The organism is Geodermatophilus siccatus, from assembly GCF_900103785.1.
In the GTDB taxonomy this organism is placed as follows: domain Bacteria; phylum Actinomycetota; class Actinomycetes; order Mycobacteriales; family Geodermatophilaceae; genus Geodermatophilus; species Geodermatophilus siccatus.
This window is the reverse complement of record NZ_FNHE01000009.1, coordinates 24,146-45,676: the sequence shown is the minus strand read 5'-3', so window position 1 is coordinate 45,676 and position 21,531 is coordinate 24,146. Positions and strand designations below refer to the sequence as shown.

The following is a 21,531-nucleotide window of genomic DNA, read 5'->3' as shown; positions in this document are numbered from 1 at the left end:
CGCCGCACCGCCCGGAGGTGGGGCACACTGGGAGCGATGACTCCCCCGTCCTCGCCCGATCCCGAGTCGGGGCCGCCGGCCCGGCCCGCGACGGGCCGACGCCGTCCGGACGCGGTCCCCGCGCTCTCGACGGGCACCCTGGACGACGTCCGGCCCGGGTCGCTGCTGGTGGCGATGCCGAGCCTGACCGACCCCACCTTCGCGGGCACGGTCGTCTTCGTGCTCGACCACAACGACAGCGGCACGCTCGGCGTGGTGCTGGGCCGGCCGAGCCAGGTGGAGATCCGCGACGTGCTGCCCGGCTGGTGCGACCTCGCCGTCGACCCCGGCGTGTTCCACGTGGGCGGCCCCTGCGAGACCGACACCGCGCTGTGCCTGGCGGTCTGCCGCACTCCCGGTGAGGACTGCGGCCTGCGGCAGGTCGCCGACGACGTCCACCTGGTCGACCTGGACGCCGACCCCGACGAGCTGGTCGGCCGGGTGCGGGGCCTGAGGGTGTTCGCCGGCTACGCGGGATGGTCGCCGGGCCAGCTGGCCGTGGAGGTCGCCGAGGGCGCCTGGGCCTGCGTGCCGGGCCGCCCGGACGACGTGCTCAGCGAGCTGGCCGGCCCGGAGCTGTGGCGCCGGGTGATGGGACGCCAGACCGGGCGCCTGGCGGTGCTGTCGACGGCGCCGGCCGACCCGACCGTGAACTGATCCGCGCGTCACCGGGTGCGCGGACGCCCGGCATCTGATAGGAACGTCGTCGGAGGGGGCGGTCTGGGGAAGAGGCCGCCCCCTCCCCCATGTCCGGGCCCGGTGAGGTGCTGGAACGGCCACCCTCCAGCAGAAGGACCCCTCCTCCCCACCGCTCGCACGCTCGCGGCGGGCCCCGGGAGGGGGCCTCCAGGCGTGGGGGAAGGGTGGTCCTCCTACAGCCCGACGGTCGCCGCCACCTCGGGGTGCGCCGCGCCGTCCACGGACTCCTCCTCGGCCGGCAGCGTGATCTCCCGCGGGCCGTGGTCCGACAGCGTCACGGTGACCTCGAACTCCTGGCCCGGCAGCGGGGTGCGGTACTGCACCAGCAGGTCGGTGGAGCGGTCGACCGCGACCGACCAGCCGGCGTCCGAGGCGTAGAGCTGGGTCAGCTCGCCGTCGATCGAGCGGTCGCCCTCCCAGGTGTAGCCCCCGCCGCGGAAGTCGCCGGCGTCGTCCGGCTCCTCGGCGGAGAGGTTGAGCACCACCCGGGTGAGCACGTCGACCAGCGGTGCCTGCTCCCCCAGCGTCACGGGACGGCGCACGTAGGAGGCCTCCGGCAGCCCCTCCTCGGCCAGCGCGGCGGCCAGGCCCGGCACCTCGCCGAACCACAGCTCCTCGTCGGTGAAGAAGAGCGTGCGGGTGTCGTCGGCGCGGCCGTCGCCGTACGACGTGACCGCCTGCGCGCGCCCGGCACCGCCGGCGAGGTCCACCTCCCCGGTGAGGGTGAGTACGGTGTCCTCGCCGTACGGGGCGGTGACCACGAAGTCCGCGCCGCCGTGGTCGTGGTTCTCGGCCAGCAGCCCGGCGAGGACGCCGGCCTCCTCCTCGGTGACCGGCGAGCCCTCCGCCCGCTCGTCCGCGCCGGCGCAGCCGGCCAGCAGCGCCACCGTCAGCCCCAGCGCCGGGAGCAGCGGACGGCGGTGCGGGGGCATGCGGTCAGCGTAGGCATCCGGGCAGGTCACCGACGCCGTCCCACGCGCAGGAGGACCCCTCTGCCCCCGCCACTCGCAGGCTCGTGGCGGGACCCTGCAGAGGGGCCGGCTGGCCCCCCTGCAGGGCGGCCGTCACCGCTCCACGTCGCCCCGGATGAACGCCTCGACGGCGTCGCGGGCCTCGCTGTCGCTGTACTGCACCGGCGGGCTCTTCATGAAGTAGGACGACGCGGAGAGGATCGGGCCGCCGATCCCGCGGTCCTTGGCGATCTTCGCGGCGCGGACGGCGTCGATGATGATCCCGGCCGAGTTCGGGGAGTCCCAGACCTCGAGCTTGTACTCCAGGTTCAGCGGGACGTCGCCGAACGCGCGGCCCTCGAGGCGCACGTAGGCCCACTTGCGGTCCGACAGCCACGGCACGTGGTCCGACGGGCCGATGTGCACGTTGTCGGTGCCCATGTCCCGGTCGACCTGGCTGGTGACGGCCTGCGTCTTGGAGATCTTCTTGGACTCCAGGCGCTCGCGCTCGAGCATGTTCTTGAAGTCCATGTTGCCGCCGACGTTGAGCTGCATGGTGCGGTCGAGCTGCACGCCGCGGTCCTCGAAGAGCTTGGCCAGCACGCGGTGGGTGATGGTGGCGCCCACCTGCGACTTGATGTCGTCGCCGATGATCGGCACCCCGGCCGCGGTGAACCTGTCGGCCCACTCCTGGGTGCCGGCGATGAAGACCGGCAGCGCGTTGACGAAGGCCACGCCGGCGTCCAGGGCGCACTGCGCGTAGAACTCGGCGGCCTGCTGCGACCCGACGGGCAGGTAGCAGACCAGCACGTCGGCGCCGGACGCGCGCAGCGCCGCGACGACGTCCACGGGCTCCTCGTCGGACTCCTCGATCGTCGCCCGGTAGTACTTGCCGAGGCCGTCGAGGGTGGTGCCGCGCTGCACGGTCACGCCAAGCGGCGGGACGTCGCAGATCGTGATGGTGTTGTTCTCGCTGGCGACGATGGCCTCGGAGAGGTCACGGCCGACCTTCTTGGCGTCGACGTCGAACGCCGCGACGAACTCCACGTCGCCGACGTGGTACTCGCCGAAGCGGACGTGCATCAGGCCCGGCACCGACGTCGTCTCGTCGGCGTCGCGGTAGTAGTGGACACCCTGCACGAGCGAGGCGGCGCAGTTGCCGACGCCGACGATGGCGACCTTGACGGATCCCATGGGTTCTCCTTCTTCTTCGCAGACCGGGTGCGGTCGGTGAACGCGGACCGCGGACGGTCCTGCTCGGGGCGGCGGGCGCGGAGCTCTCCCGCCGGGTCTGTCGGGGACGGACCGCTCAGGGCTGCGGCGGCGTCTCGCCCGGAGGGGCCAGGGGGTCCCCGGGGTCGGCGCCGTCGGCTCGGCGCCGCTGGCTCTCGTCCAGCTCGCGGTCGATGAGCTCGGCCAGCCAGCGGACCTCGCGGTCGACCGAGTCCAGGCCGTGCCGCTGCAGCTCGAGGGTGTAGCGGTCCAGCCGCTCGCGGGTCCGGCTCAGCGAGGCCCGCAGCCCCTCGCGCTGCCGCTCGACGGTGCGGCGGCGGCCCTCGAGGATCCGCAGCCGCACGTCGGCGGCGGTGTGCCGGAAGAACGCGAGGCGGACGCCGAAGAGCCCGCCGTCGTCGTACGCCTCCGGGCCGGCCTGGCTCACCAGCTCGTGGAAGCGCTCCTTGCCCTCGGCGGTGATCGTGTAGACCACCTTGCCCCGCCGGCCGGTGAGCGGGGGGGCGTCCGCCGGCAGGAGGGCTCGCGGGTCCGGCTCGTCGGTGGTGACGTAGCCGGCCGCGTGCAGCCGCTTGAGCGCGGGGTACAGCGACCCGTAGGAGATGCTGCGCAGACCGCCGAGGACCTGGGCGAGCTGTTTGCGCAGCTCGTAGCCGTGCATCGGCGACTGGTGCAGCAGGCCGAGGATGGCGAACTCGAGCACGTCCCCTCCTCGCCGTCCTGCGGATCGATGTATCGGGACGATACATCAAGGACCCCGCTGCCCCGTGCCTCGCTCCGCTCGCCCCGGGACCCTGCAGCGGGCCGTTCCATCCGGTCACCAGGCTCGGGGCGGTGCTCCGGACGGGGCCGCGCGAGCCCCGGGACGGGGCCGGAGGGCGGAGTCGATGTCGGCGGAGGGCTTCCGGTGTCCCCGCCGGTGCGTACATTGGCGCCGTGCCCGGACGTCGATCCGTCGTGGACTACGCGCTGCAGCGGCGAGCCGTCCTCGCCGACGTGTACGCCGGTCGCACGGGGCTGTTCGAGGTCTGCGACGCCAGTCCGTACCTCACCCGGGCGGCGAAGTACCACGGCGAGGCGACCGACGTCGTGTGCCCGGTCTGCCGCAAGGTGGAGCTCACGCTGGTGAGCTACGTCTACGGTGAGCACCTCGGTCCCACGGCCGGCCAGGCGAAGACGCAGGCCGAGCTCGCCCGGATGGACGCGGCACAGGAGGAGTTCTCCGTCTACGCCGTCCAGGTGTGCCGCGGCTGCGGGTGGAACCACCTGGACTGCTCGTACGTCCTCGGGGCCGAGCCGGACCCGGGTCGCCAGCCGCGGCGCACGCGCCGGCGGGCGGCCACCGAGTAGTAGTACGCGTCACACGGGGAACACGGGGTGCCCCGCGTGGTCGTTGATACACCAGGGCGTCGCTGCGCCGCGGGTCGTCCTCGCTCGCCGTACTGAAGACGCCACCCTGGGTGCTGGACGCGTCACGTCTGTGCGCCCACCGAGACCCGAACCAGAGAGGGGCCCCTGCGTGCCTCCCCACGACGAGACCTCACCGGTCGGGCCGCGCAGCGGCTCGGTCCGCCGTCCGCCGTCCGGCCGCACCGCCGGTGGCGGCGGCGGAGGCGGGCGTCCGCCCGCAGGCCGCGGCGGCCGCCCACCGGCCGGCCGCGGGGGCCGGACGACGGCCACACGCGGCGCAGCCGCGTCCGGGACGTCGCGCACCGGCGCGGCCACCACGGGCGGCACCCGCCCGGCGGGCAAGGCCGTCCGCACCAAGAAGCAGCGCCGCCATCGCCGGCTGAAGGCCCTCGGCGCCGCGTTCGCCGGGATGCTCGTGCTGCTCGGCGTCTTCGTGGGCGTCGTCTACGCGACGACCGAGGTACCCGACCCGAGCTCGGTGCAGAACGCGCAGACGACGGTCGTGTACTACGCCGACGGCACCACCGAGATGGCGCGGCTCGGCGTGGACGGGGGCAACCGCACCAACGTCGACCTGACCGAGGTCTCGGAGCCGGCGCGCGAGGCGATCCTCGCCGCCGAGAACCGCAACTTCTACTCCGACCCGGGCATCTCCTTCACCGGCATCGTGCGCGCCGCGTGGAACAACTTCACCGGCGGCTCGACGCAGGGTGGCTCCACCATCACCCAGCAGTACGTGAAGAACGCCTTCCTGACCTCGGAGCAGACGTTCAGCCGCAAGTTCCAGGAGCTCTTCCTCGCCGTCAAGCTCGACAACGAGTACGCGAAGGACGACATCCTCGAGAACTACCTCAACACCATCTACTTCGGTCGCGGTGCCTACGGCATCGAGTCCGCTGCCAACACCTACTTCGGCGTGCCGGCCAGCCAGCTCACCGCCCAGCAGGGCGCGGTGCTCGCCGTCCTGGTCCGCAGCCCCTCCACCTACGACCCTGAGTCCAACCCCGAGGGCTCGATGGACCGCTGGGGCCTGGTGCTCGACGCGATGGTCGACGAGGGCTGGCTGACCGAGGAGGAGCGGCAGGCCTCGGTCTTCCCGCCGGTGCTGCCGCGGACCGGCTCCAACCTGGGCATCCCCGACGGGCCGGAGGGCCTGGTCGTCCAGCGCGCCATCGCCGAGCTGGAGGCCAAGGGCTACGACGAGCAGCAGATCCGGGCCGGGGGCCTGCGGATCACGACCACGGTCGACAAGCGCTACCAGGACGCCGCCATCTCCGCCGTCGACGACGTGATGGACGGCCAGCCGGACAACCTCCGCGAGGCGCTGGTGTCCATCGACCCGAACACCGGCGCCGTGCGCGCCTACTACGGCGGTCCGATCGGCGCCGGTGACGGGGCCGTGGACTACGCGCAGGCGCTGCGCCAGCCCGGCTCGTCGGTCAAGCCCTACGTGCTGGCCACCGCGCTCGAGGACGGCATCAGCGTCAACGCCCGGCGCGACGGCTCGTCGCCGCAGGAGTTCCCGGACCGCCCGGGCCTGCCGGTCCGCAACTCCGGCGGCGCCTCGTGCGGCTCCTGCACGCTCATGGAGGCGCTGACCCGCTCGCTCAACACCACCTACTACGGGCTGGCCTACGAGGTCGGCGCGGAGCGGGTGCGGCAGAACATCCTCGAGGCCACCGGCCTGCCGGAGGCCTGGCCGGACGAGCCGGCCTACGGGGTGCTCGGCGGCAGCAACACGCTGGCCGACCCGCAGACCGGCGGGACCGGCGCCTCGATCGGCATCGGCCAGTACGAGATGCGCCCGATCGACCAGGCGCACGGCTTCGCCACCCTGGCCACCGGCGTCGAGCACGAGCCGTACTTCGTCGCCCGGGTGACCGACAGCGAGGGCGCGGTCCTGCTCGACTACAACGGCGACGCCGGCGACCAGGTCTTCGAGGAGAACGTCGTCAACGACGTCACCTACGCGATGACCGACGTGGCCGCCTACTCGCGGCGCTCGCTCGACGGTGGCCGCGAGGTGGCCAGCAAGACCGGTACGCAGGGCCAGGGCGAGGACAACTCCGACGCCTGGATGGTGGGCTTCACGCCGTCGATCTCCACCGCGGTGTGGATGGGCAACGACTCGCCCGCCCAGCCGATCGAGGACGTCAACGGCCGGATCATCTACGGCTCGGGCCTGCCGGGCGCCATCTGGCAGGAGTTCATGGACGACGTGCTGGACGGGACGCCGGAGGAGGACCTGCCCGACCGCGCGCTGATCCGCGGCGACACCGGCAACGGCGTGCCCGCGCCGCAGACGGAGACGCGGACGCAGGCGCCGACCCAGGTCACCGCCGCGCCGACGCAGCAGGCCGAGCCGACCCAGACGGCGACCGCGACCCCCACGCCGTCGACCCCGGTCACGCCGACGACGCCGTCGACCCCGACGACCCAGCCCCCGGCCCAGTCGCCGACGCAGTCGACGGGCGGGTTCACCCCGCCGTTCGTCCCGGGCAACACCCCCGTCCAGCCGCCGAACGGCACCGGCGCCGCCAACGGCAGCAACGGTCAGCAGAACGGCTGACCCCCGGCGGGCAGACTGGCCCGCATGAGCACGATCCCCACGGGCCCGTCCGCACCAGCGGACGGGCCCGCGGCGTCCCCGGCCCCGGACGGCCGCCCCGACCGCGTCGTCCCCAGCTGGACCGACCCGGTCGTGGCGCAGGCCAGCGAGGCGGTGGGCGGACCCTGGGGCCGGCACGCGGTCGTCGGGCGGGCGTCGTTCTGGACCCCCCTGCGGGTCTGCCTGCTGTTCGCCTCGACCGTGCTGGCGTTCGCCTGGCTCAAGCAGGCGCCCTGCGCCGACGGCAACTGGACCGGATCGCTGCAGTACACCCACCTCTGCTACTCCGACCCCGTCCCGCTGTTCGGTCTCCACCGGCAGGGCGAGGGGGCGCTGCCGTACCTCGACTCGCGGGTGGAGTACCCGGTCCTCACCGGCGCGGTCATGGCGCTCGCCGCGCTGCTCTCGGGCTGGTACGACCGGCTGGCCGCCACGGTCGGCGTCCTCCCGGCGGTCCCGCCGGTGGAGAGCTACACCGTCGTCACGGCGCTGCTGATGTCGCTGTGCGCGCTGGTGGTGGTGCGCGCCGTCCTGCCGTTGACCGGCCGGCGGCCGTGGGACACCGCGATGGTGGCGCTGTCACCGGTGCTGCTGGTCTACGCGTTCAACAACTGGGACCTGCTGGCCGTCGCCCTCGCCACCCTCGGGATGTGGGCGTGGGCCCGGCAGCGGCCGGTGCTCGCCGGTGCGCTGCTCGGGCTCGGCGTGGCCGCCAAGCTCTACCCCGTCCTCGTGCTGGGCGCGCTCTTCCTGCTGTGCCTGCGGGCCGGGCTGCTGCGGGTCTGGCTGCGGACGGCGCTCGCGGCAGCCGGCGCGTGGCTCGCCGTCAACCTGCCGGTGGCCCTGGCGGCGCCGGAGAACTGGAGCTGGTTCTTCGCCTTCAGCCGGCAGCGCCCGGCCAACCCCGAGTCGATCTGGAACGTCCTGCTCACGGCCACCGACAACCGGGTGCTCGACGGGCCGCTCGCCGAGGGGCAGACGCCCTCGGTGCTCAACGCGGTCGTGGCCGTGCTGCTGCTCGCGCTCGCCGCCTGGGTCGCCTGGCTGGTGCTCACCGCCCCGGTGCGGCCGCGGGTGGCGCAGGTGGCCTTCCTGCTGGTGGCCGGCTTCCTGCTGCTCAACAAGGTCTACAGCCCGCAGTACGCGCTGTGGCTGCTGCCCCTGGCGGTCCTGGCCCGGCCGCGGTGGCGCTCGCTGCTGGTCTGGCAGGTCAGCGAGGTCCTGGTGTGGGTCCTGACGATGCTCTACTACCTCGGCACCGAGAACCGCGGCGTCGAGGTGGAGTGGTTCTTCACCGCCGTCCTGGTCCGCGACGCCGTCCTGGTCGCGCTCATGGTGCTCGTCGCCCGCGAGGTGCGGCGGCCGGACGACGACGTCGTCCGCACCAGCTGGCCGGGCGTCGACGACCCCGCGGGCGGCGTGCTCAGCGGAGCTCCCGACGTGGTGACGCTCGACAGCCGGGGACGGGTCCTGTCGCGACGAGCGGGGCCCGGAGGGTCCCGCGAGGAGTGACGCAGCGGCTCGGTGCACCCGGGGGCACGGTGCAGCCGGGGGATGGCACCGGGCCGCGGTGTCGTCCGGGAGGACGACGGTGTCATCGGCTCCACGTGGAACATCGCGATCCCCGTCAGCCGAGGGCCTCCCGGAGCAGGGTGATCTCCTCGGCGTGGCCGGCCGCGTCGCCCGGGGTCTCGAGCACGATCGGGCAGTCCGCCGCCCGGGCCACCTCCACCAGCAGCTCGGTCGGGATCTCGCCCTCGGTCAGCGGGGCGTGCCGGTCGCGGCTGGAGCCCTGCGGGTCGCGGCTGTTGTTCAGGTGCACCAGGTCGACGCGGCCGGTGATCGCCCGGACGTCGTCCACCGCGGTCGCCAGGTCCCAGCCGGCGGCCCACGCGTGGCAGGTGTCGAGCACGAAGCCGGCCCCGAACCCGCCGACGGCGTCCCACAGCCGGGCGAGGGCGTCGAGGTCGCGGGCCATGGCGTTGCCGCCGCCGGCGGTGTTCTCGATGAGCAGCGGGAGGGGGAAGCCGCCCTCCTCGGCCTGCCGGGAGAAGGTCTTGCGCCAGTTGTCGACACCGGCGGCCGGGTCGTCGGTCCCCAGCACGTGGCCGCCGTGCACGACCATGCCGCGGGCGCTGATGGCCGCGGCGACCTGGGCGTGCTGGCCGAGCGTCTTGCGGCTGGGGATGCGGATGCGGTTGTTCGTCGACGCCACGTTGAGGACGTAGGGCGCGTGCACGACGAGGAACAGGTCCCCGGCGCGGTCACCCGAGAGCGCGGACTGCTGGTCGGCGGCCAGCCGCGGTGCCTTCCACCCCTGCGGGTCACCCAGGAAGACCTGCACGCCGTCGGCGTCCATCTCCGCGGCCCGGGCCAGCGGGCCGCCGTGGTCCATCCCGCCGTCCTGGGTCAGACCTGGGCCGACGTGTACGCCGATCGGGTGAGCTGCCACGCCGCCGACCCTAGAAGGACCCCCTGCCCCACGCCGCTCGCAGGTCCGCGGCGGGACCCTGCAGGAGGCCGACGGGCGCCGTCCCCGTGGACGACGGCCGGCGGGCGGCTCGCCGCTGGTAGCATCGGCGGAGCGCGTTCCCTCGGTGGTCGTCACCGGGCGGGGCGCGCGACGCGTGTACGACCCTCCTGCTGCAGACCGACTGCAGCCGCCCAGACCAGAGGAGGTGGGGTTCTCCGTGCGTCACTACGAACTGATGGTCATCCTCGACCCCGACCTGGAGGAGCGCACGATCGCTCCCTCCCTCGACCGGTTCCTCACCGTCGTCACCAACGCCGGTGGCACCGTGAAGACCGAGATCTGGGGCCGCCGCCGGCTGGCCTACGAGATCAAGAAGCAGGTCGAGGGCATCTACGCCGTCGTCGACATCCAGGCCACGCCCGCCGCGGTGGCCGAGCTCGACCGGCAGCTGAACCTCAACGAGTCGGTCCTGCGCACGAAGCTGATGCGGCCCGAGGTCCACTGAGCATGGCCGGCGAGACCGTCATCACCGTCATCGGCAACCTGACGTCGGACCCGGAGCTGCGCTTCACCCCCTCCGGCGCCGCGGTCGCCAACTTCACCGTGGCCTCCACGCCGCGGACCTTCGACCGTCAGTCGCAGGAGTGGAAGGACGGCGAGGCGCTCTTCCTGCGCTGCAACGTCTGGCGGCAGGCGGCGGAGAACGTCGCCGAGTCGCTGACCCGCGGGTCGCGGGTGATCGTCTCCGGCCGGCTCAAGCAGCGGTCGTTCGAGACCAAGGAAGGCGAGAAGCGCACCGTCGTCGAGCTCGAGGTCGACGAGATCGGCCCCTCGCTCCGCTACGCCACCGCGAAGGTCACCAAGGCCTCGCGCGGTGAGGGCGGCGGCGGCTTCGGCGGCGGCGGCGGTGGCGGCTTCGGTGGTGGCGGCGGGTCCAGCGACCCGTGGTCGACCCCGGCCCCGCCGTCCGACGAGCCGCCCTTCTGAAGAAGGACCCCGTCCTCCTCACCCCTCGCAGGCTCAGGGTGAGCCTCTGGACGGGGCCGCCCCCCACACTTTCCCGAACTCACCTGATTCTGGAGAACCCCGGTGGCCAAGCCCCCCGTTCGCAAGCCCAAGAAGAAGGTCTGCCAGTTCTGCAAGGACAAGGCGACCTACATCGACTACAAGGACACGACGCTGCTGCGGAAGTTCATCTCCGACCGCGGCAAGATCCGTGCCCGCCGCGTGAGCGGCAACTGCAGCCAGCACCAGCGGGACGTCGCCACGGCCGTCAAGAACAGCCGTGAGATGGCCCTGCTGCCCTACACCTCCACGGCGCGCTGACCATGAGCACCCAGAAGCTGATCCTGACGCAGGAGGTCACCGGTCTCGGGTCCTCCGGTGACACCGTGGAGGTCAAGGGCGGCTACGCCCGCAACTACCTCCTGCCCCGCGGCCTGGCCATCGTCGCCACCCGGGGTGCCGAGAAGCAGGTCGAGTCGCTGCGCCGGGCGCGTGCCGCCCGCGAGGTGCGCTCGCTCGAGGAGGCGCAGGCCGTGGCCGGGCGCCTGTCGGGCATGACCGTCCGGGTGCCGGCCCGCGCCGGTGAGGGTGGCCGCCTGTTCGGCCGCATCACCACTGCCGACGTCGTCAACGCCGTGACCGCCGCCGGCGGCCCCGAGCTCGACCGGCGCCGGGTGGAGCTGCCCAGCAGCATCAAGACCACCGGCCAGCACACGGTGACCGTGCGGGTGCACCCCGAGGTCACCTCGCAGCTGACCATCGAGGTCGTCCCCGGCTGAAGCAGCCGCTGCACCACTGCACCGCCCGCGAGGGGCGTCGGACTCCGGTCCGGCGCCCCTCGCGGCGTCTCGGGCCCCTGGCCGTCCCCGCCGCGCCGGCGCGGACCACCGGTGACCTCGGCCGCTCCCGCGGCCGCGTGCAGGTGTGTCGACCTGTGGACGTGTGACCGCTGGGGCGGCTGCGGCCAGGCACTCGACACGCCGGACGGCGACACCCGGATTTCTCGGAGATTTCTCCCGTCCACACCCGGTGGGTCGTCTCCGTGCAGGTCGGAGGCGGGATCCGGGGGACGGCGTCGCGCCGTCCCCCGCTGTCTCCACATGTCGACACGGCTGTGTCCACCGACTTGTCCACAAGTTGTGCAGAAGCGCGCCCACACCGGTGTTGGACTGGTCCGTCCGCACTTCCTAACGTCCTCCTCGGCCCCGTGACCCGCCCGAACTGTCGGTGCCCCGGGGTAGGAACGACCCGAACACACGTTCGAGTCAGGTGTGCAGCGTTCTGGTGCTTCCCCCACCAGGCCCCGGCCTCGTGCCGGGGCCTGTTCGCGGGTGCGCCGTGAGTGGATGGAGGACCCCGTGGCGGTGGCCGACGACTTCGAGCGCCCGTCCCCGACGGCGCCGGCGTACGACCGGCAGCCGCCGCAGGACGTCGCGGCGGAGCAGTCGGTGCTCGGCGGCATGCTGCTGAGCAAGGACGCGATCGCCGACGTCGTCGAGGTGCTGCACGGCAACGACTTCTACCGGCCGGCGCACCAGGTGATCTACGACTGCATCCTCGACCTGTACGGGCGGGGTGAGCCGGCCGACGCGATCACCGTCGCCGCCGAGCTGAACCGCACCGACCAGCTGTCGAAGATGGGTGGCGCGGTCTACCTGCACACGCTGATCCAGTCGACGCCGACGGCGGCCAACGCCGGCTACTACGCCGCGATCGTCGCCGAGCAGGCGGTGCTGCGGCGGCTGGTCGAGGCCGGTACCCGCGTCGTCCAGCTCGGCTACGGCGCGGCCGGCGGCAAGGGCGACGTCGACGACATCGTCGACCGCGCCCAGCAGGAGATCTACGACGTCACCGAGAAGCGCATGAGCGAGGACTACTCGCGCCTCGAGGACGTCCTGCAGCCGACGATGGACGAGCTGGACGCCATCGCCTCCCGCGGCGGCACCGCCCGTGGCGTGCCCACCGGCATCCGCGACCTCGACGAATTGACGAATGGTCTCCAGGCCGGCCAGATGGTCGTCATCGCGGCCAGGCCTGGTGTGGGAAAGAGCACGCTGGGACTTGACATCGCGCGATCTGCAACCGTCAAACACCATCTGGCGGCGGTCATCTTCTCGCTCGAGATGAGCAAGCACGAGATCACCATGCGTCTGCTGTCGGCCGAGGCGAAGGTGCCGCTGCACCACATGCGCGCCGGCACGCTGTCCGACGAGGACTGGTCGAAGCTGGCGCGGCGGATGGGCGAGATCGCCGACGCGCCGCTCTACATCGACGACTCGCCGAACATGACGATGATGGAGATCCGGGCGAAGGCGCGGCGGCTCAAGCAGCGCAACGACCTCAAGCTCGTGGTCATCGACTACCTCCAGCTGATGACCTCCGGTAAGCGCGTCGAGAGCCGTCAGCAGGAGGTCTCGGAGTTCTCCCGTGCGCTCAAGCTGCTCGCCAAGGAACTCGAGGTCCCGGTCATCGCGATGTCGCAGCTGAACCGTGGGTCCGAACAGCGCCAGGACAAGAAGCCGATGCTCTCCGACCTCCGCGAATCGGGTTCGATCGAGCAGGACGCCGACATGGTGATGATGATCCACCGCGAGGACATGTACGAGAAGGAGAGCCCGCGGGCCGGCGAGGCCGACATCATGCTGGTGAAGCACCGTAACGGCCCCACGGCTAACGTCACGGTCGCCTTCCAGGGCCACTACAGCCGCTTCGTGGACATGGCGAACTGACCCAACCCCCCGCACGCGGAAGGCCCGGAGCGCAGCCAGTGCTCCGGGCCTCCCTGCGTCCCGGACGGGACACCTGGTCGCGCACCGGCCTGTACCGCAACGACCGCGCACCCCAGGCGGGGAGGAGCCCGCACGGGTTCCTGCTCGACCCGCGGTCCGCGCCGGCGACGCAGCAGGGCCAGGTGCAGGTCGCCACGTTCCTCGGGGACGGAGCGGTCGCGGACCCGAACGGCCCGGGGGTGACCTGGGAGGTGCCGATCAGCGCTCCCGAGCTCCTCCTGCCGCTGGACCACGCCTCGGCGGCCACGCGACCCTGAGGCACCGCTGATCGCCGCCGACCACCACGGAGGCCCGCGACGACGTCCGTCCCGGGCCTCCGTGCGCGTCAGGCGCCGCGGTGTTCCACGTGGAGCACCGGCTCAGCCGACCGGCACCTGCGCCAGGCTCCTCGCTCGCGCGCGCAGCTCACCCCGGGCCACGTTGACCGTGCCGGTGAAACCGAACACCGTCGCGTTGAGCGCCTGCAGCTCGGGCGCCGCGGTGCGCAGGTCGACCGCGCCGTGCATCGGCAACTCCACGTCGGGCCAGGCGAAGGACGGGTCCGCGATCTCCTCCAGCGGCGGCATCGGCACCGGCGACGTCAGGTAGCCGTGGACCCGCGTGGTGACCGTCCGGCCGCCCTCGCCCGAGAACACCTGCCGGACGTCGACGATCCCGACGCCGTCCCGCCGCAGCAGGAAGTAGTCGACGCCCTCGACGGCGTCCCCGCTCAGCGGGCCCTCGGTGATCGTGCCCTGGTAGTGCGCGTCCAGCCGCAGCCCCTCGGGCACCAACCCGATCGGGACCACCCGCGTCATGGTGGCCTCGAAGGCGTAACCGTCCACGGCGCTCCTCCCCCTCGCTCGACAGGCAGCCATGTCAGCGGCCGGATGAGGTGCACCGACAGGGTCGTGGGTCCCGGGGTGCGGGGCTGCGTCACCGGGTGGTGGCGCACGACGACGGAGGGCGGGGTGCAGGGCTCACGCCGCGCACCCCGCCCTCCGTCGTCAGCGGGTCGGGAGACCGATCAGGCGGCGGCCGCGGCTGCCGTCCACTCCGCCTGCAGGCGGCGGCGCGTGCGCCGGTCGCCGGTCGTGGCCTTGTAGAGCTTGACCAGCTGCGAGGGCAGGTTCTTCCGGTTGGTGGCGTCCAGCCAGCCGTTGGGCAGCGACAGCCGGATGATCTTGTGCCAGGCCGAGCCGACCTGCTGCGGCAGCGGCGCGGTGTGGTAGTTCAGCCCGTAGCGGTCGAACAGGTCGCGGATCTTCGGCGCGATCTCGGCGTACCGGTTGCTCGGCAGGTCCGGGAACAGGTGGTGCTCGATCTGGTGCGACAGGTTCCCGGTCATGATGTGCATGGCCTTGGAGCCGGAGATGTTGGCCGAGCCGAGCATCTGGCGCAGGTACCACTCGCCGCGGGTCTCGCCGTCGATGGACTTCTTCTCGAAGGTCTCGACGCCCTCGGGGAAGTGCCCGCAGAGGATCACCGAGTTCGACCAGAGGTTGCGCACCAGGTTGGCGGTGAAGTTGGCCGCCAGCGTGGAGAGGAAGTTCGGCCCCGACAGCAGCGGGTGGATGAGGTAGTCCTTGCGGACCTGGGCACCGATCTTGCGCAGCACGGCCTTCGCACGCGCCCGGAACTCCGGGTCGCCGGTCTGCTTCCTGGCGATGACCCCGCCGAGCTCGAGGTCGTAGGCCGCGATCCCGTACTCGAAGAAGCAGGCGTTGATGAAGCTCCAGATCGGCTGGCCGAGGTGGAACGGCTGCCACGGCTGGTCCTCGTCGACGCGCATGATGCCGTAGCCGAGGTCGTTGTCCTTGCCGACCACGTTCGTGTACGTGTGGTGGAGCTCGTTGTGCGAGTGCTTCCACTGCTCGGCCGGGCTGGCCATGTCCCACTCCCACGTCGTGGAGTGGATCTTCGGGTCGCGCATCCAGTCCCACTGACCGTGCAGGATGTTGTGCCCGATCTCCATGTTCTCGAGGATCTTGGCCACCGAGAGGCCGATCGTCCCGACGACCCACGCGGGCGGGAAGCCCGAGGCGAGCAGGACGGCGCGGCTGCCCAGCTCGATCTTGCGGTGGACGTCGATGACCTTGCGGATGTAGCGGGCGTCGGACTCGCCGCGGGTGTCGATCACACTCTGGCGGATGTCGTCGAGCTCCTTGCCGATGAGCTCGATGTCCTCGGAGGTGAGGTGCTCGATCGGGTTGTCGGCCTTCTTCTGCAGGACGGTCATGCGGTGCGGCTCCTCGGGTCTCGAGTGGTCAGTGGTCGATGTCGCAGGCGCCGGCGGCGGCGCTGATGCAGGTCTGGATCAGGACGCCGTCGCCGGGCGCGGCCGTGGTGACCTCGCCGTTGCGCAGGTCGCGGACGGCGCCCTCGCGCAGGGGCAGCACGCAGCCGTAGCAGATGCCCATCCGGCAGCCGCTGGGCATGAGGACGCCGGCCTCCTCGGCGGCGTCGAGGATCGGGGTGGCCCCGTCGGCCTCGATGCTCGTGCCGCCCTTCGTGAAGGTCACCGTGCCGCCCTCGCCGGCCACGACGACCGTGGGCCGGAAGCGCTCGGTGAACAGCCGGTCGGCGATGCCGGCGGCGCTCCAGTGCTCCTCCAGCGCCTCGAGCATGCCGACCGGGCCGCAGGCCCAGGTGGCGCGCTCGGCCAGGTCGGGGACCAGCGCGGCGATGGCGGCGGCGTCGAGCATCCCGGCGCTGTCGGTGTGCTGCTCGACGAGGCGGATGCGGCCGGCGGCGGCCAGCTCCCGCAGGTCCGCGCCGAAGACGACGTCCTCCGGGGTGGGAGCCGAGTGCACGACGACGACGTCGGCCAGCTCGTCGTGGTTGCGCAGGATGCCCATGACCGGGGTGATGCCGGAGCCGGCGGTGACGAACAGGACCTTGGCGGGGGCGTGCGCGGGCAGGACGAACTCGCCGGTGGCCTGGTCGAGGTGGACCAGCGTGCCGGGCTGCGTGCGGTGCACCAGGTGGTTGCTGACCTTGCCACCCGGGATGGCCTTGACGGTGATGCTGATGCAGCCGTCGGGGCGGTCCAGGTGCGAGGTCAGCGAGTAGGCCCGCCACATGCGCACGCCGTCGACGTCGACCCCGATGCGCACCCACTGGCCGGGCACGTGGCGCTGCCAGTCGGCGCCCGGCCGGATGACCAGCGTGGCGGCGTCCCGGGTCTCCCGGTGGACGGCGACGACGCGGCCGCGCAGGTCCGCCCCCGCGCGCAGCGGGTTGACCATGTCCAGGTAGTCGGCCGGCAGCAGCGGGGTCGTGACGAGCTCGGCCAGGCGCATCGCCCGGTCGCGCAGCGCGCTCAGGGTCGGCCGGGCCGACGGAGGGCGCGGGACGGTCGCGGTCATACCCCTGATGGTTCCCAGCGCTGCGCGCAATTACCTGTGCCGTGGGCGTGAACCTGCCGCTGGATACTGTCCCTGCCGAACAACGCCCGGAGCGGAGGGGAGCGTCGATGGCGCCGGAGCAGGACACCTTCCCGCCGGAGGTCGCGGCGGCGATGCAGGGGCAGCTGCCGGCCGTCGCCGAGCGGACCGTCGCGGCGATCGTCGTCGAGGTGCCCAGCTACACCGAGGCCTTCAGCGGCGTCATGGGCCGCAAGATCGAGAACGCCGTCCAGCTGGCCCTCGGTGGCTTCCTGGAGCTGGCGACCGCGGACGGTGGGGCGGACCCCAGCCGGCCCATCGGCCCGGCGCTCGAGGGTGCCTACGCCCTCGGTCGCGGGGAGGCCAAGTCGGGCCGGACCATGGACGCGTTGCTGGCCGCCTACCGGGTGGGCGCGCGGGTGGCGTGGCGGCACATGAGCGAGACGGCGGTGGCCGCTGGCATGCCCGCCGGGTCGCTGGCCCGCTTCGCCGAGCTGGTGTTCGCCTACATCGACCAGCTGTCGGCGGCCAGCGCCTCCGGCCACGCCGACCACCTCGACAGCAGCGGCCGGCTGCGCCGCCGCAACCTGGAACGGCTGACCGAGCTGCTGCTCACCGGGGCGCCCCCGTACGACCTCGCCGCCGCCGCCGAGCGCGCGGACTGGGCGCCGCCACGGACCCTGACCGCGGTGCTGGTGCCCGAGTCCCGCGTCCGCGGCGCGCTCGCCGTGCTCGACGTGCGCACGCTGCAGGCCGGGGAGGACCTGCCCGGCACCGAGCCCGGCGCCGAGCGCTCGGTGCTGCTCGTACCGGACGCCGACGGGTACGCCCGCACCCAGCTGGTCCGGGCGCTGAGCGGGCGGGAGGCCGTCGTCGGCCCGGCCCGGCCGTGGCAGCAGGCCCGCTCCTCCTACTCGCGGGCGCTGCGGGCGCTGCAGCTGGACCTGCGCCCGGACGGCGACCTGCCGGTCGACACCGAGCTGCGGCTGGCCGACCTCGTGCTGCGCGCCGACGGCGAGGCGCTCGCCGACCTGCGCGCCCAGGTGCTCGCCCCGCTCGACGGGCTGGGCCCCGGACCCCGCGAGAAGCTGGTGGAGACGCTGCGCTCCTGGCTGCTGCACCACGGGCGCCGGGAGAAGGTCGCCGCCGAGCTGTACGTGCACCCGCAGACGGTCCGCTACCGCATGGGTCAGCTGCGCGACCTGTACGGCGAGCGCCTCGAGGACCCGCAGTCGGTCCTCGAACTCACCCTGGCCCTGGCTGCCGTGGAGCGGTGAACGCGGCGGCTCAGGCCGGGCGGAGGACGGCGACCAGGAAGTCCGCGTCCGGGGTGAACGGCCGCAGGTCCCAGGTGGACAGCAGCAGGTCCTCCGCCCAGCCGGCCGTGCGGGCGTCGGCGCGGAAGTCGTCGAAGGCGTAGCCGCGGCCGGCGCCGAAGCCGATCGCCGCCCGACCACCGGGGGCCACGTGCGCCCGCAGCCGCTGCAGGACGGCGACCCGCGTGCTCGGCGCCAGGAAGGCCATCACGTTGCCCGCCGAGACGATCGCGTCGAACGGCTCGGGGATGCCGCGCGCCGGCAGGTCGAGCTCGGCGAGGTCGCAGACCAGCCACCGCGGCCCGGGGTGGTCCACCTCGGCGGCCGCGACGAGCACCGGGTCGACGTCCACCCCGACCACGTCGTGGCCCGCGCGGGCCAGCCAGCCGCCGGTGCGCCCCGGCCCGCAGCCGGCGTCGAGCACGCGGGAGCCGCGCGGCAGCATCGCGTCGACCAGCCGCGCCTCGCCGGCCAGGTCGAACCCCTGCGCGGCGAGGTCCCGGAACCGCTGCACGTAGGCGGCCGAGTGGCCCGGGTCCTGCTGGGTGATCCGCGTCCAGGCGCTCTGCTCCGTCACCCGCCCATGGTCGCCGACCGGGGCGGATCCCGAGGCAACCGGTACCTGGCGTCCAGGTGGGCCACAGGTGCGCCCCCGAGGCTCGACCTCACCAGCGGCCCACCGGGGGCCGGAGGACGGGAGGCACCGCCATGACCCAGACCCTGACCGGACGCCGGTCCCGCGACACGTGGACGCCGCTGCCGACCCCGCCGGCCGCCGACGTCCTCGACGCCGATCTCGAGGTGCGGGTGGCGGCGGCCGCCCTCGCCGAGCACCCGGGCGCGACGGTCGGCCGGGTCGAGGTGGACGGCGAGGGCCGCTACGCGGCCCACCTCGTCACCTGGTTCGGCCAGCAGGTCGTCGTCCCGGTCGACCGGGACCTCACGGTCATGGGGTGGGCGGCGCTGGCGCGCTGACCCGCCACTCCGGCGGCTCGGCCGGGTGCAGGGCCGGGTCGTCGGCGGCCAGCGTGCGCACCGGCCCGGGCGGGGTCAGCGGCCCCTCGAAGCGCACGGTGACCCGACCGAGGCCGCGACCCCACACCCAGCCGGCGCCGTGCTCGTCGTGCCGCACGTCCTGGCCCGGCCACCAGCGCGACTCCGCGGTCAGCGGCTCGGGCGCCTCCTCGACCTCGGCGCCGGGCGCCTCCTCGGCGTCGTCCACCGGCTCCTCGTCGGTGGCGAACAGGTCGCCCTGCGCGTAGAGCGACAGCCCGGAGACGCCGACCCCGAGCAGCCGCAGCCCGCCCTGGGTGCCCGCCTCGGCCAGCAGCCGAGCGGCGATCGAGGCGATCACCCGCGGGTCGTCGGTCGGGTGGGGCAGCGTCTGCGAGCGGGTGAGCGTGGTGAAGTCGTAGCGGCGCAGCTTGAGCGTCACCGTCCGGCCCGAGTACGCGGACGCGCGCAGCCGGCTGCCGACCCGCGCGGCCATGCTCTCGACGTACCGGCCGAGCACCCTCAGGTCGGTGAGGTCGCGGGCGAAGGTCTCCTCCTGGGAGATCGACTTGGCCTCCCGCTCGGCGACCACCGGCCGGTCGTCCTCGGCGCGGGCCAGCGCGTACAGCCCCGTGCCGTGCGCCCGGCCGGCCAGCGCGACCAGGTCGGGCAGCGACTTGGCCGCCAGGTCCGCGACGGTCTTCACGCCCACCTGGTGCAGCCGCTCGGCGGTCGCCGGTCCCACGCCCCCGAGCCGGGTCACCGGCAGCGGGTGCAGCACCCGGAGCTCGCCCCCCGGCGGGACGACGACCAGCCCGTCGGGCTTGTCGAGGTCTGAGGCGATCTTGGCCATCAGCTTGGAGCTGCCGATGCCGACCGACCCGGTGACCCCGCCGGTGGCCGCGGCGATCCGCTCCTTGAGGCCGTGGGCCAGCCGGGTCACGCCGTCCACGGACAGGTCGAGGCCGTGCCCTGCTCCCAGGTCGACGTAGGCCTCGTCGATGGACACCGGCTCGACCAGTGGGGACAGCTCGCGCAGCAGCGCCATCACGACGTCGGAGGTGCGGCGGTAGGCGGCGAAGCGGCCGCCGAGGAACGCCGTCCCGGGCGGGCAGCGGCGGCGTGCCTCGGCGGTGGACATCGCCGAGCGGGCGCCGTAGGCCCGCGCCTCGTAGGACGCCGTCGCCACCACGCCGCGCCCGCCCACGCCGCCGACCACGACCGGGCGGCCCCGCAGCGAGGGCTTGTCGCGCTGCTCGACCGCGGCGAAGAAGGCGTCGAGGTCCAGGTGCAGGATGCTCGCCTCCCGCCGCACGCCCCCACCTCCTCGTCGTCGTGCTGACCGCCGTCGATCATCCGCGACCGGCCGCCGTGGCCACGCCCGGGGAGCACCGGTCAGGGGCTGCGGGACGACGCGCCGGGACGGCGGCCAGCCGGGGCGGACCCGGTTGACGTCCGCCCGACGTGCTCCGCACCATCGTCAGCCCCCGCTCCCGCGGCCCGAGGAGAAGACCATGGCCGACACCGTTCTCGTCGCCGGGGCCAGCGGTCTGGTCGGCACTGCGTGCGTCGACCGCTTCCTCGACGACGGCTGGGACGTCGTCGCCGTGTCCCGGCGCCGTCCCGAGGTGTCCAGCAGCAGACCGTTCCAGCACCTGACGGTCGACCTCCGGGACGAGGCGGCGACCCGGACGGCGGTCTCGGGGCCGACCGGCATCACGCACCTGGTCTACGCGGCCGTCTTCGAGAAGCCCGGGCTGATCGGGGGCTGGACCGAGCAGGACCAGATGGACACCAACCTGGCCATGCTCCGCAACCTCGTCCAGCCGCTGGTCGAGGCCGGCTTCCTCCGGCACGTGACCCTGCTGCAGGGGACCAAGGCCTACGGCATCCACCTGCACCCGATGCGCGTGCCGGCGCGCGAGCGCCATCCGCGCGACCAGCACGCCAACTTCTACTGGCTGCAGGAGGACTACCTGACCGCCGAGGCGGCGACCGCGGGCTTCACCTGGACGATCATGCGTCCGCAGCTGATCGTCGGGCCGAACACCGGCGTCGTGATGAACCTGCCGCCGGTGATCGGGGCGTACGCCGCCATCTGCAAGGCCGAGGGGCGGCCCTTCGGCTTCCCCGGCGGGGCGCCCTACGTGTGGGAGGCCGCCGACACCCGGCTGGTCGCGAACGCCATCCGGTGGGCCGCGGAGGCGCCGGCGGCCGCTGGGCAGCACTTCAACCTGACCAACGGCGAGGTCTTCGAGTGGCGTGACCTGTGGCCGGCCCTCGCCGACGCGCTCGGCGTGCCGGCCGCACCGGACCAGCCGCTGTCGCTGGCCGAGTTCCTCCCGGCGAAGGCCGACACGTGGGAGAAGGTCGTGGCCGAGCACGGACTGCGGCCGATCGCGATGACCGACCTGCTCGGGGAGTCGCACCACTACGCGGACTTCTGCTTCGCCCACGGGGCGACCCAGCCTCCGCCGCCCGCCTTCGTGAGCACGGTCAAGATCAAGCAAGCCGGCTTCACCGAGGTGTGGGACACCGAGGAGAGCTTCGTGCACTGGATCCGCGTGCTGCAGGACCGCCGCGTGCTGCCGCCCGCCGGCTGACCGCGGCGGTCCTGCCGCCACCGGCCGCTCGCCCGTCGACGCGCGTCC

22 protein-coding genes are annotated in these 21,531 nt (G+C 73.3%); 13 read left to right on the top strand and 9 right to left on the bottom strand.

All coding sequences use genetic code 11. The annotated features are described in order from the left end of the window. Window positions 1-36 precede the first annotated feature (36 nt). Window positions 37-696 carry a YqgE/AlgH family protein gene (locus tag BLS21_RS16630; protein WP_245700485.1) on the top strand — a complete coding sequence of 220 codons (660 nt, stop codon included), beginning with the start codon at window positions 37-39 and terminating at the stop codon, window positions 694-696. Between the two features lie 215 nt (window positions 697-911). Here the strand turns inward: BLS21_RS16630 and BLS21_RS16625 are convergent, their stop codons facing one another. From BLS21_RS16625 to BLS21_RS16615, 3 genes are all read right to left on the bottom strand, one after another. After that, window positions 912-1,670, bottom strand: a complete 759-nt coding sequence (locus BLS21_RS16625) for a hypothetical protein (protein ID WP_091220947.1) — start codon at window positions 1,668-1,670, stop codon at window positions 912-914. A 132-nt stretch (window positions 1,671-1,802) separates the two neighbouring features. Continuing rightward, the gene (locus tag BLS21_RS16620; protein WP_091220944.1) at window positions 1,803-2,882 is read right to left on the bottom strand and encodes an inositol-3-phosphate synthase; all 1,080 of its coding nucleotides are present in this window, start codon (window positions 2,880-2,882) and stop codon (window positions 1,803-1,805) included. A gap of 115 nt (window positions 2,883-2,997) precedes the next feature. Continuing rightward, window positions 2,998-3,624: a PadR family transcriptional regulator gene (locus tag BLS21_RS16615; RefSeq protein WP_091220941.1), complete on the bottom strand. Its 627-nt coding sequence runs from the start codon at window positions 3,622-3,624 to the stop codon at window positions 2,998-3,000. Between the two features lie 233 nt (window positions 3,625-3,857). Between BLS21_RS16615 and BLS21_RS16610 the strand changes: the two genes are divergently transcribed. From BLS21_RS16610 to BLS21_RS16600, 3 genes are all read left to right on the top strand, one after another. Further along, window positions 3,858-4,271, top strand: coding sequence for a DUF5318 family protein (locus BLS21_RS16610; RefSeq protein WP_217636172.1), 414 nt, complete (start codon window positions 3,858-3,860; stop codon window positions 4,269-4,271). Between the two features lie 169 nt (window positions 4,272-4,440). After that, complete coding sequence (locus BLS21_RS16605) at window positions 4,441-6,900, top strand: transglycosylase domain-containing protein (RefSeq protein ID WP_245700484.1); 2,460 nt, start codon at window positions 4,441-4,443, stop codon at window positions 6,898-6,900. Between the two features lie 24 nt (window positions 6,901-6,924). Beyond that, the gene (locus BLS21_RS16600; protein WP_091220936.1) at window positions 6,925-8,451 is read left to right on the top strand and encodes a glycosyltransferase family 87 protein; all 1,527 of its coding nucleotides are present in this window, start codon (window positions 6,925-6,927) and stop codon (window positions 8,449-8,451) included. Window positions 8,452-8,566: 115 nt separating this feature from the next. On the opposite strand, the gene BLS21_RS16595 is transcribed toward BLS21_RS16600, so the two are convergent. Further along, window positions 8,567-9,391, bottom strand: a complete 825-nt coding sequence (locus BLS21_RS16595) for a deoxyribonuclease IV (RefSeq protein WP_091220933.1) — start codon at window positions 9,389-9,391, stop codon at window positions 8,567-8,569. 238 nt (window positions 9,392-9,629) lie between these two features. On the opposite strand from BLS21_RS16595, the gene rpsF reads away from it, so the two are divergent. From rpsF to BLS21_RS16565, 6 genes are all read left to right on the top strand, one after another. Then, window positions 9,630-9,917 (top strand): 30S ribosomal protein S6, encoded by a 288-nt coding sequence (gene rpsF, locus BLS21_RS16590; RefSeq protein WP_091220931.1) that lies wholly within the window; start codon window positions 9,630-9,632, stop codon window positions 9,915-9,917. A gap of 2 nt (window positions 9,918-9,919) precedes the next feature. Next, complete coding sequence (locus BLS21_RS16585; RefSeq protein ID WP_012951017.1) at window positions 9,920-10,399, top strand: single-stranded DNA-binding protein; 480 nt, start codon at window positions 9,920-9,922, stop codon at window positions 10,397-10,399. Window positions 10,400-10,501: 102 nt separating this feature from the next. After that, window positions 10,502-10,738 carry a 30S ribosomal protein S18 gene (rpsR, locus tag BLS21_RS16580; protein ID WP_012951016.1) on the top strand — a complete coding sequence of 79 codons (237 nt, stop codon included), beginning with the start codon at window positions 10,502-10,504 and terminating at the stop codon, window positions 10,736-10,738. Window positions 10,739-10,740: 2 nt separating this feature from the next. Continuing rightward, a complete protein-coding gene (gene rplI / locus BLS21_RS16575) occupies window positions 10,741-11,196 on the top strand; it encodes a 50S ribosomal protein L9 (RefSeq protein WP_091220928.1) in 456 nt (151 codons plus the stop codon). A gap of 567 nt (window positions 11,197-11,763) precedes the next feature. Further along, window positions 11,764-13,146, top strand: a complete 1,383-nt coding sequence (dnaB, locus tag BLS21_RS16570; RefSeq protein ID WP_091220926.1) for a replicative DNA helicase — start codon at window positions 11,764-11,766, stop codon at window positions 13,144-13,146. A 38-nt stretch (window positions 13,147-13,184) separates the two neighbouring features. Then, a complete protein-coding gene (locus BLS21_RS16565; protein ID WP_091220923.1) occupies window positions 13,185-13,463 on the top strand; it encodes a hypothetical protein in 279 nt (92 codons plus the stop codon). 102 nt (window positions 13,464-13,565) lie between these two features. On the opposite strand, the gene BLS21_RS16560 is transcribed toward BLS21_RS16565, so the two are convergent. The 3 genes from BLS21_RS16560 to BLS21_RS16550 form a co-directional block, all read right to left on the bottom strand. Next, entirely contained in the window at window positions 13,566-14,030 is a 465-nt protein-coding gene (locus BLS21_RS16560; RefSeq protein ID WP_091220921.1) for a DUF3237 family protein, read from the bottom strand. A 182-nt stretch (window positions 14,031-14,212) separates the two neighbouring features. Then, window positions 14,213-15,424 carry a fatty acid desaturase family protein gene (locus tag BLS21_RS16555; RefSeq protein WP_091220918.1) on the bottom strand — a complete coding sequence of 404 codons (1,212 nt, stop codon included), beginning with the start codon at window positions 15,422-15,424 and terminating at the stop codon, window positions 14,213-14,215. A gap of 28 nt (window positions 15,425-15,452) precedes the next feature. Then, a complete protein-coding gene (locus BLS21_RS16550; RefSeq protein ID WP_091220916.1) occupies window positions 15,453-16,553 on the bottom strand; it encodes a ferredoxin reductase in 1,101 nt (366 codons plus the stop codon). A 107-nt stretch (window positions 16,554-16,660) separates the two neighbouring features. Here BLS21_RS16550 and BLS21_RS16545 point away from each other — a divergent pair, with 107 nt between their 5' ends. Further along, a complete protein-coding gene (locus BLS21_RS16545; protein WP_091220913.1) occupies window positions 16,661-17,848 on the top strand; it encodes a PucR family transcriptional regulator in 1,188 nt (395 codons plus the stop codon). Window positions 17,849-17,858: 10 nt separating this feature from the next. Here BLS21_RS16545 and BLS21_RS16540 read toward each other — a convergent pair whose 3' ends face one another. Continuing rightward, complete coding sequence (locus tag BLS21_RS16540; RefSeq protein WP_091220912.1) at window positions 17,859-18,464, bottom strand: class I SAM-dependent methyltransferase; 606 nt, start codon at window positions 18,462-18,464, stop codon at window positions 17,859-17,861. A 131-nt stretch (window positions 18,465-18,595) separates the two neighbouring features. Here BLS21_RS16540 and BLS21_RS16535 point away from each other — a divergent pair, with 131 nt between their 5' ends. Further along, window positions 18,596-18,862 carry a hypothetical protein gene (locus tag BLS21_RS16535; RefSeq protein ID WP_091220909.1) on the top strand — a complete coding sequence of 89 codons (267 nt, stop codon included), beginning with the start codon at window positions 18,596-18,598 and terminating at the stop codon, window positions 18,860-18,862. On the opposite strand, the gene BLS21_RS16530 is transcribed toward BLS21_RS16535, so the two are convergent. Continuing rightward, complete coding sequence (locus BLS21_RS16530; RefSeq protein ID WP_091220907.1) at window positions 18,834-20,195, bottom strand: DNA polymerase IV; 1,362 nt, start codon at window positions 20,193-20,195, stop codon at window positions 18,834-18,836. The genes BLS21_RS16535 and BLS21_RS16530 overlap by 29 nt on opposite strands. A 199-nt stretch (window positions 20,196-20,394) precedes the next feature. On the opposite strand from BLS21_RS16530, the gene BLS21_RS16525 reads away from it, so the two are divergent. After that, window positions 20,395-21,483, top strand: coding sequence for an SDR family oxidoreductase (locus BLS21_RS16525; protein ID WP_091220904.1), 1,089 nt, complete (start codon window positions 20,395-20,397; stop codon window positions 21,481-21,483). The last annotated feature ends 48 nt before the right edge of the window (window positions 21,484-21,531 follow it).